General features: G+C 71.7%; 9 protein-coding genes and 1 rRNA gene. 2 read left to right on the plus strand and 8 right to left on the minus strand.

The window, feature by feature from the left end:
• Positions 1 to 5 precede the first annotated feature (5 nt).
• Positions 6 to 326, minus strand: coding sequence for a hypothetical protein (locus tag AB0N16_RS16265; RefSeq protein WP_365797093.1), 321 nt, complete (start codon positions 324 to 326; stop codon positions 6 to 8).
• 42 nt (positions 327 to 368) lie between these two features.
• Here AB0N16_RS16265 and AB0N16_RS16270 point away from each other — a divergent pair, with 42 nt between their 5' ends.
• Positions 369 to 716 (plus strand): sterol-binding protein, encoded by a 348-nt coding sequence (locus AB0N16_RS16270; RefSeq protein WP_365797095.1) that lies wholly within the window; start codon positions 369 to 371, stop codon positions 714 to 716.
• Here AB0N16_RS16270 and AB0N16_RS16275 read toward each other — a convergent pair.
• The 4 genes from AB0N16_RS16275 to AB0N16_RS16290 all read right to left on the minus strand — a co-directional run bounded on the left by AB0N16_RS16275 (position 700) and on the right by AB0N16_RS16290 (position 4,872).
• Positions 700 to 1,551 carry an ABC transporter ATP-binding protein gene (locus tag AB0N16_RS16275; RefSeq protein ID WP_365797097.1) on the minus strand — a complete coding sequence of 284 codons (852 nt, stop codon included), beginning with the start codon at positions 1,549 to 1,551 and terminating at the stop codon, positions 700 to 702. The two genes, AB0N16_RS16270 and AB0N16_RS16275, sit on opposite strands and share 17 nt — an antisense overlap.
• A gap of 67 nt (positions 1,552 to 1,618) precedes the next feature.
• Positions 1,619 to 2,680: an iron chelate uptake ABC transporter family permease subunit gene (locus AB0N16_RS16280; RefSeq protein WP_365797149.1), complete on the minus strand. Its 1,062-nt coding sequence runs from the start codon at positions 2,678 to 2,680 to the stop codon at positions 1,619 to 1,621.
• Between the two features lie 56 nt (positions 2,681 to 2,736).
• Entirely contained in the window at positions 2,737 to 3,780 is a 1,044-nt protein-coding gene (locus tag AB0N16_RS16285; RefSeq protein ID WP_365797099.1) for an iron chelate uptake ABC transporter family permease subunit, read from the minus strand.
• Between the two features lie 63 nt (positions 3,781 to 3,843).
• On the minus strand, positions 3,844 to 4,872 hold the full coding sequence (locus tag AB0N16_RS16290; protein WP_365797101.1) for an HAD hydrolase-like protein: 1,029 nt from the start codon (positions 4,870 to 4,872) through the stop codon (positions 3,844 to 3,846).
• Between the two features lie 85 nt (positions 4,873 to 4,957).
• Here AB0N16_RS16290 and AB0N16_RS16295 point away from each other — a divergent pair, with 85 nt between their 5' ends.
• Positions 4,958 to 6,241: a DUF1015 domain-containing protein gene (locus AB0N16_RS16295; RefSeq protein WP_365797103.1), complete on the plus strand. Its 1,284-nt coding sequence runs from the start codon at positions 4,958 to 4,960 to the stop codon at positions 6,239 to 6,241.
• 94 nt (positions 6,242 to 6,335) lie between these two features.
• On the opposite strand, the gene AB0N16_RS16300 is transcribed toward AB0N16_RS16295, so the two are convergent.
• The 3 genes from AB0N16_RS16300 to rrf all read right to left on the minus strand — a co-directional run.
• The gene (locus tag AB0N16_RS16300) at positions 6,336 to 7,277 is read right to left on the minus strand and encodes a hypothetical protein (protein WP_365797151.1); all 942 of its coding nucleotides are present in this window, start codon (positions 7,275 to 7,277) and stop codon (positions 6,336 to 6,338) included.
• Positions 7,169 to 8,518 carry a hypothetical protein gene (locus AB0N16_RS16305; RefSeq protein ID WP_365797153.1) on the minus strand — a complete coding sequence of 450 codons (1,350 nt, stop codon included), beginning with the start codon at positions 8,516 to 8,518 and terminating at the stop codon, positions 7,169 to 7,171. The genes AB0N16_RS16300 and AB0N16_RS16305 overlap by 109 nt, the downstream gene beginning before the upstream one ends.
• Positions 8,519 to 8,677: 159 nt before the next feature.
• A 5S ribosomal RNA gene (rrf, locus tag AB0N16_RS16310) occupies positions 8,678 to 8,770 on the minus strand; the annotation flags it as partial.

Here is an 8,770-nt window from a genome sequence, read left to right on the forward strand (position 1 = left end):
TCGGTTCAGCTCCTGCTCTGGTGGTACGACGGTGCGGGCGCCCTGTTGCCGTACGGCGGTGCGGGCGCCGGAGGTTCCGGGCGGGCGTCGAGCGCGGTGAGCGCGTCGCGCAGCCCCCGGTGTACATCCTCGTACACCTCCAGATGCCCGTCCGTGGCGAGGTGGTCGGCGTCGCCCAGCCGGTCGAGCCGGGCGTCGACTTCGGCGTTGCCGGTGGGAGTGCGGGGGACGTCCAGTGGGGCAGGGGCGGCGGGGTCGTACTCGGGCTCGGCCGGGACCGCTTCCGCCGTCTCCGCCACCCGGCCCTCGGGCACAGAGTCGGTCATGCCCCGACGCTACCTCGAACCGCTGGGGTACCGTCGATCGCGATGGCCACGATCGAGGAGTGCCGCGCCGCACTCGACAAGCTCTCCCACACCATGGGCGGCGCCGAGGGCGACGTCCGCGCTGCCGCCGCCATGGACCGCACGGTCAGCTGCCACATCACCGACCTGGACGTCACCTTCGCCGGCCGGCTCACCGGCGGCCGGATCGAGGTCGAGGAGACGTTCCCCGGGCCGCCCCGGCAGAAGGCGCAGATCGGGCTGGCCATGGCCGGCGACGACCTGGTGGCCCTGGTCGACGGCGAGCTGAACTTCGCCGGGGCCTGGGGCTCGGGCCGGGTGAAGCTGGACGCGAACCTGCTGGACCTGTTCCGGCTCAGGAAGCTGCTGTGAGCCGTGCCTTCCGGGCCGCCGGCACCACCAGCGGGGTGCCCGTCTCCGGGTCGTCGATGATCTGACAGCGCAGCCCGAAGACGTCCTCGACGAGCTCCGCGGTGACGATGTCGCTCGGGGCGCCCTCGGCGATCACCTCGCCGCCGCGCAGCGCGATGAGGTGGGTGGCGTACCGGGCCGCGTGGTTGAGGTCGTGCAGCACGGCGACCAGCGTCCGGCCCTGCTCCTCGTGCAGTTCGGCACAGAGGTCGAGGACGTCGATCTGGTGCTGGATGTCCAGATAGGTGGTCGGCTCGTCGAGGAGCAGCAGCGGGGTCTGCTGGGCGAGCGCCATGGCGATCCACACGCGCTGCCGCTGGCCCCCGGACAGCTCGTCCACATACCGGTCGGCGAGTTCGGCGACCCCCGTCTGGGCCATCGACTCCTGGACCACCCGCTCGTCCTCGGCGGACCACTGCCGCAGCAGTCCCTGGTGCGGGTAGCGGCCGCGGCCGACCAGGTCGCCGACGGTGATGCCGTCGGGCGCGATGGACGACTGGGGCAGCAGGCCGAGCGTGCGGGCCACCTTCTTCGCCGGCATCGACTGGATGACCTGCCCGTCGAGCAGTACCCGGCCCTGGCTGGGCTTGAGCATCCGGGACAGCGCGCGCAGGAGCGTCGACTTGCCGCAGGCGTTGGGGCCGACGATCACCGTGAAGGAGTTGTCGGGGATCTCCACCGACAGCTGCTCGGCGATGACACGCTGGTCGTAGGCGAGGGTGACGTTCTCGGCGGACAGGCGGTTCACAGCGTTCCTCTTCTTGTTCTTGCTCTCCGACTCGGGGTTCGTGCTCATATCCGGCCGCCTTGCATGCTCATATCCGGCCCGCCTCGCATGCTCATATCCGGCCCGCCTCGCATGCTCATATCCGGCCCGCCTTGCGTTCGGTGACGAGGAGCCACAGCAGGTAGAGGCCGCCCAGGACTCCGGTGACCACGCCCACGGGCAGCTGGTCGGCGCCGAAGGCACGCTGGGAGGCCCAGTCGGCGGTGACCAGCAGGGTGGCGCCCATACAGAGGGAGGGCAGCAGGTTGGGGCCGGGTGAGCGGGTGAGCCGGCGAGCGAGCTGCGGGGCGGTGAGCGCCACGAAGCTGACCGGGCCCGCGGCGGCGGTGGCGGCTGACGTCAGCAGGACGGCCGACACCATCAGCAGCAGCCGTACCCGTTCCACGCGCACACCGAGGGCGTTGGACACGTCGTCGCCCATCTCCATCATCCTGAGACCGCGCGCGTTGGCGAGGGCGAGCGGGACGAGAACCGAGCACAGCGCGAGCAGCGGCCAGACCTGGCTCCAGTCCCGGCCGTTGAGGGAACCCGTCATCCAGACGACCGCGCGGGTCGCGTCGACGAAGTCCGCCTTGGTGAGCAGATAGCCGTTGACCGCGGTGACCACCGCGGAGACGCCGATGCCGACCAGGACCAGCCGGTAGCCGTGCACGCCCTGTTTCCAGGCGAGCAGATAGATGGCGAGGCCGGTCAGCAGACCGCCGACCAGCGCCCCGACCGTGACCTGGGCGGCATCCCCGGACATCAGCACGATGACGACAAGGGCGCCGGACGTGGAGCCCTGGGAGAGACCGAGGACGTCCGGGCTGCCGAGCGGGTTGCGGGAGATGGACTGGAACAGCGCGCCGCCGAGGCCGAGCGAGGCGCCGACCAGCAGACCGACCAGCACGCGCGGCAGCCGCAGCTCGTTGACGATGAAGTCCTGGCCCGCGGTGCCGTTGCCGGTCAGCGTCTTCACCACGTCGCCGAAGGAGATCGGGAAATCGCCGGTGCCGATCAGGACGACACTCGCGGCACACGCGGCCAGGAGCAGCGCGGTCACGACGATCAGCGCGCGCAGGTCCGCCCGCAGGGAGAGCCCTCCGGGGGTGCGCAGGGTACGCGTGTTACGCGCGTTCTTCCCAGCGGTGGTCTTCACAGCAGTGGTCTTCACAGCAGTGGTCTTCACAGCAGTGGTCCTCGCAGCGGTGTCCCTCACAGCTGGGCCGTCCTCCGCCGTCGTACGAGAAGAATGAAGACCGGCCCGCCGATGATCGCGGTGACGATGCCGACCTGGAGTTCCGAAGGGCGGGCGACGATCCGGCCGACGACGTCGGCGCCGAGCAGCAGCACGGGCGACAGGATCGTCGCGTACGGCAGGATCCAGCGCAGGTCGGGGCCGGTGAAGGAACGCACGACGTGCGGCACCATGAGGCCGACGAAGGCGATCGGGCCGCAGGCCGCGGTGGCCGCGCCGCACAGCACGACGGCGGCGAGCATGGCGAGGGCCCGGGTGCGCCCCAGGTTCGCGCCGAGGGCGCGGGCGGTGTCGTCGCCCATCGCCACCGCGTTCAGCGGCCGGGCGAGACCGAGGGCGAGCAGGGTGCCGACCGCGAGGAACGGCAGCACCTGCACGATCGTCGAGTCGTTCGCGGAGGCCAGCGAACCGACCGTCCAGAAACGCCACTTGTTGAGTGCCGCGCCGTCCGTGATCATCACGGCCTGCAGGTAGCCGTAGAGCGCGGCGCTGATCGCCGTACCGGCCAGCGCCAGCCGGACCGGGGTGGCGCCCCGGCTGCCACCCAGGAACCACACCAGCGCGCCCACCGCGGCCGCCCCGAAGAAGGCGAACCACACATAACCGTTGAGGGTGGTGACGCCGAAGTAGGTGATGGCGGTGACGACCGCGGCCGACGCGCCCGCGTTGATGCCGAGCAGTCCGGGGTCCGCGAGCGGGTTGCGGGTGAGCGCCTGGAGCACCGCCCCGGACAGGCCGAGGGCGGCACCGGCCAGCAGGCCGAGGACGGTCCGGGACAGCCGCTCGTCGACGACCACATCGCCGTACGTCCCCGTGTCGTGGAACAGGCCGTGCCAGACCTGGTCCAGCGGCAGCTCTTTCGCTCCGATCGCAATGCTCACCAGGGCGACGAGCAGCAAGATCAGGACGGAGACGAGGAGCCCAAGAGACCGTATCGCCCGGTGGGTTGGGGGCGCGGGGGCGGTCTCCGCGCGCTGTTCGGGAGGGCTGTCGACCAACACCCAGTTAGGTTAGCCTACCCTCTCATTGGATTTCGATCCCCGGTCCCGGTGCGCAGCGCCGGTTCAGAGCCCCAGCCGCGCCAGCGCCTTGCCTCCGTCCACCGCGCAGGAGCCGTCTCCGGCCGCCGTCCAGGCCGCCGCGCACAGCGCCCGCAGCCCGTCGAGGGCCTCGCCGTCCCCCTCCAGCTCCAGCCGGTCCGCCCCTGCCGTGGCCGTCCAGCCACCGCACCGGAAGCCGTCGCCCGCCGCCGTGACCTCCGGCTGCCCGGTGAGCAACCCCCGCAGATCGGCGTCCACATAGGTCGGCCTGTGCTGCGGCGGCGCGGCGAGCAGTTGCCGCCCGTCGGTGACACCGGTCAGGACGAGCAGTGAGTCGACCCCGCCGTTGAACGCGCCCTCGATGTCGGTGTCCAGCCGGTCCCCGACCACCAACGGCCGCTTCGCACCCGTCCGCAGGACCGTCTCCCGGTGCATCGGCGGCAGCGGCTTGCCGGCCACCTGCGGCTCGGCACCCGTCGCGATCCGGACGACTTCCACCGCCGCGCCGTTGCCCGGTGCGATCCCGCGCCCGCTGGGAATCGTCAGATCGGTGTTGGACGCGAACCACGGCACCCCGCGCGCGACGGCGTACGACGCCTCGGCGAACCGCCCCCACGCCAGGTCGGGGCCGCCGTATCCCTGCGCGACGGCCGCCGGGTCGTCGTCGGCGGAGTCCACCGGCTCCAGCCCGCGCTCCCGCAGGGCGACCCGCAGCCCCTCGCCTCCGATCACCAGCACCCGCGCACCCGCGGGCACCTGCTCGCTGATCAGGCGGGCGACCGCCTGCGCCGAGGTGATGACGTCCCCGGCACCGGTCGGGATCCCCAGCTCGGTGAGGTGCCCGGCGACCGTGTCCGGCGTCCGCAGCGCGTTGTTGGTGACGTACGCCAGATGCATCCCGCCCGCGCGGGCAGCCGCCAGCGACTCCACTGCGTGCGCGATCGCGCTGCCGCCCGCGTACACCACGCCGTCCAGATCGAGCAGCGCCGTGTCATACGCCGTTCTCAGAGCCTGTCCGCTGCCCTCGGGACCCGTCCTGACACCCTGACTCATTCCCCATCGCTCCTCGTCACTCTTCGTTGTCCCGCCTTTCCCCATCGATCATCCCGCACGCCACTGACACACGTACGATGCCGGGATGAACACTGCAGGTCACTCGGAAGCAACGGAGCGCCGAGGCCTGGAACTCACCCCGTTCCGAGGCCTTCGCTACGACCCCGACCGGGTCGGCAGCCTCGCCGCCGTCACTTCCCCGCCGTACGACGTCGTCGTACGCCCCGACGGCGTACACCACCTCCAGTCCGCCGACCCGTACAACATCGTCCGCCTGATCCTTCCCCAGGCCGGTACCCCCAGCGCCGGCACCGAACAGGCGGCCGACACCCTGCACCGCTGGCAGGCCGAGGGCATCCTCACCACCGATCCCGAACCCGGCCTGTACGTCTACGAGCAGCACGACGGCAACGGCATGCTGCAGCGCGGCGTCATCGGCGCGCTGCGGGTCTCGGAACCGTCGGAGGGCGTGGTGCTGCCGCACGAGGAGGTCATGCCCCCGGTGGTCGCCGACCGCGCGGCCCTGATGCGCGCGACCTCCGCGAACCTCGAACCCCTTCTCCTGACCTACCGGGGCAACGGCGCGGCCGCCGAAGTCGTCGAAGCGGCGGCCGACCGTCCCCCGCTCCTGGCCACCACCACGGAGGACGGCTTCCACCACCGCCTCTGGTCGATCACCGATCCGGCCGAGGTGGCACGTGTCCAGTCCGACCTGGCCCACCACCAGGCCCTGATCGCCGACGGCCATCACCGCTGGGCCACCTACCTACGTCTACGCGCGGAGCACGCCTCCCCCAGTCCCTGGGACTACGGTCTGGTCCTCCTGGTCGACACCGCGCGCTATCCGCTGCGTGTCCGCGCCATTCACCGCCTGCTGCACGGCCTGCCGGTGGCGGACGCCCTGGCGGCCGTACAGGACCACTTCCGGGTACGCCGGCTCGACGTCCCCCTGTCCCAGGCCCAGGAGGCACTCGCGGACGCGGCCTGCGCCGGCAACGCGTTCCTGCTGGCCGGCGACGGCACCTTCCACCTCATCGACCGCCCGGACCCGGATCTGCTGGCCCGTACGATCCCCGCCGACCGCCCGGCGGCCTGGCGCACGCTCGACGCGACCGTCCTGCACGCCACGCTCCTCGGCCACGTGTGGCGCATCCCCGAGGACTCGAACGCGCACATCGCGTACATCCACGACACGGCGGCGACGGTCGCCAAGGCCGAACGCGCCGGCAGCACGGCCGTCCTCCTGCACCCGGTCCACGAGGACGTCGTCCGCGACCTGGCCCGCCAGGGCGTGACCATGCCCCGCAAGTCGACGTCCTTCGGCCCGAAGCCGGCGTCGGGGCTGGTGCTGCGGGCGCTCGACGTCTGAGAGCGGCTGAGAACGGCCGAAACGGCTGAGAACGGCGGCGAGTATGAGCGAGGGCAGGCCCCGGTCGGAGCCTGCCCTCTGTCGAACGCCGTGATCAGTCCTTGTCGGACTCGGTCCCGGTCTCGGCCTCTGCCTCGGACTCGGTCCCGGTCCCGGTCTCGGCCTCTGCCTCGGTCTCTGCCTTGGCCTCGGTCTCTGCCTTGATCTCGGGCTTGGACTCCGTCTTGGACTCGGTCGCGACTTCGTCGAGGGTTTCCTCGGACTCGTCCGCGTTGTCGTCCGCCTTGTCGTCCACGTGGACGTCCGCGTCGGTGTCCTCGTCCGATTCCGTGTCCGTGTCCTCGTCCGTGTCCTCGTCGTTCAGGGCGTCCACGAACTCGACCCCGTCCAGCTCGGCCAGCCGGTCGGAGGCGTCCGTGCTGCCGTCCCGGTCGGCCTCGACGGCCTTGGCGAACCATTCCCGCGCCTCGCCCACACGGTCGGCCGCGAGCAGAGCATCGGCGTAGGCGTACCGCAGCCGCGCGGTCCACGGCTGTACGGAGTTGGACGCCAGCTCGGGGCTCTGCAGCGTCACGATCGCCGCGTCCAGCTGCCCCATGTCACGCCGGGCACCGGCGGCGACGAGCCGCATCTCGACCTGGCCGGCCTTGTCGAGCTTGTGGACCTCGGGGGCGCCGGCCATGTCCAGCGCCTTCTCCGGCCGCCCGAGCCCGCGCTCGCAGTCGGCCATCACCGGCCACAGGTCCACGCTGCCGGTCATCCGCCGCGCGGCCCGGAACTCGGCGAGAGCCTCGCTGTACTTCTGGTTCGCGTACGCGGCGAACCCGGCGGCCTCACGCACGGCGGCGACACGGGACGCCAGCCGCAGGGCCACCTTGGAGTAGCCGTACGCGCCCTCGGGGTCCTCGTCGATGAGCCGCGCGACCATCACCAGGTTCTTGGCGACGTCCTCCGCGAGCGTCTTGGGCAGGCTCTGCAGCTCCTGGCGTACGTCCTTGTCGATCTCGTCGCCGGTGACGTCCTCCGGGATCGGCAGCCGCTTGATCGGCTCGCGGTCCCGGTCGCGCTCACGCTCGTCACGACGTCCGTAACCGCCGCCACGCCGGTCGTCGCCACGCCGGTCGTCCCGACGGTCGTCGCGCCGGTCGTCCCGGCCGCGGTAACCGCCGCCGCCCCGGTTGTCGTCCCGGCGGAACCCACCTCGGTCGTCTCGGCGGTCATCGCGGCGGTCGTCGCGCCGGGGACCACGTCCTCGGTCGTCACTGCGGGGGCCTCGGAAGCCACCACGGCTGTCATCGCGCCGGTCGTCCCTGCGGTCGTCCCGACGATCGTCGCGGCGGTCGTCCCGGCCGCGGTAGCCGCCGCCGCCCCGGTTGTCGTCCCGACGGAAGTCACTCCGCCCGCCGCGGTCGTCGCGGTCATCACGACGGAAGGCAGGACGGTCACCACGGTCGTCGCGCCGGAAGCCACCCCTGTCGCCACGGTCGTCCCGCTGGAACGCCGGGCGGGAGCCGCGGTTGTCATCGCGACGGCCGTAACCACCACCGCGGTTGTCATCGCGCCGGTTGTCGTCACGGCGATTGTCGTCCCGACGGTCGTCGCGCCGGTCGTCCCGGCCGCGGTAACCGCCACCACCACGGTGGTCGTCCCGCCGGCCACCGTAGCCACCGCCGGCTCCACGATTGTCGTCGCGTCGGTCGTCGCGGCCGCGGTAGCCACCGCCACCGCGGTTGTCGTCCCGACGGAAGTCGCCACGGTCACCACGGTCACTGCGACCGCCACGGTCGTCGCGGTCATCACGACGGAACGCCGGACGGTCACCACGGTCGTCGCGCCGGTCGTCCCGGCCGCGGTAACCGCCGCCGCCCCGATTGTCGTCCCGACGGCCGCCGTGGCCACCGCGGTCGCCACGGTCGTCCCGCTGGAACGCCGGGCGGGAGCCGCGGTTGTCATCGCGACGGCCGTAACCACCACCGCGGTTGTCATCACGCCGGTTGTCGTCACGCCGGTTGTCGTCACGCCGGTTGTCGTCACGGCGATTGTCATCGCGACGACCGTAACCGCCCCGGTCGTCGCCGCGACGCTCATCACCACGACGGTCGTCCCGACGGCCGTATCCGCCACCGCGGTTGTCGTCGCGGCGGCCGCCGTAGCCACCGCCGCCACCACCGCCGCCACCACCGCCGCCACGATTGTCGTCGCGACGACCGTAACCGCCGCGGTCTCCGCGGTCGTTGCCGCGGTCGTTGCGGTCTCCGCGGTATCCGCCACGGTCACCGCGGTCACCACTGTCCCGTGGCCGCTGGTCGCGCTCCGGTCGCTCGTCGGGAGAGTTGGTGGACATGGTGACTCCTGTCATCGGTACCGCAAGCATTGTAAAAACAAAAGGACCCCTGGTCCCAGCTGAACGCTGGTGACCAGGGGTCCTCAAAGATTGTTCGGCGGTGTCCTACTCTCCCACAGGGTCCCCCCTGCAGTACCATCGGCGCTGTAAGGCTTAGCTTCCGGGTTCGGAATGTAACCGGGCGT

The sequence above is a fragment of the Streptomyces sp. NPDC051105 genome (assembly GCF_040682795.1).
In the GTDB taxonomy this organism is placed as follows: domain Bacteria; phylum Actinomycetota; class Actinomycetes; order Streptomycetales; family Streptomycetaceae; genus Streptomyces.

Coding starts and splice junctions, on each gene's coding strand:
- AB0N16_RS16265 (WP_365797093.1), bottom strand. CDS start 326: ATGACCGACTCTGTGCCCGAGGGCCGGGTGGCGGAGACGGCGGAAGCG.
- AB0N16_RS16270 (WP_365797095.1), top strand. CDS start 369: ATGGCCACGATCGAGGAGTGCCGCGCCGCACTCGACAAGCTCTCCCAC.
- AB0N16_RS16275 (WP_365797097.1), bottom strand. CDS start 1,551: ATGAGCACGAACCCCGAGTCGGAGAGCAAGAACAAGAAGAGGAACGCT.
- AB0N16_RS16290 (WP_365797101.1), bottom strand. CDS start 4,872: ATGAGTCAGGGTGTCAGGACGGGTCCCGAGGGCAGCGGACAGGCTCTG.
- AB0N16_RS16295 (WP_365797103.1), top strand. CDS start 4,958: ATGAACACTGCAGGTCACTCGGAAGCAACGGAGCGCCGAGGCCTGGAA.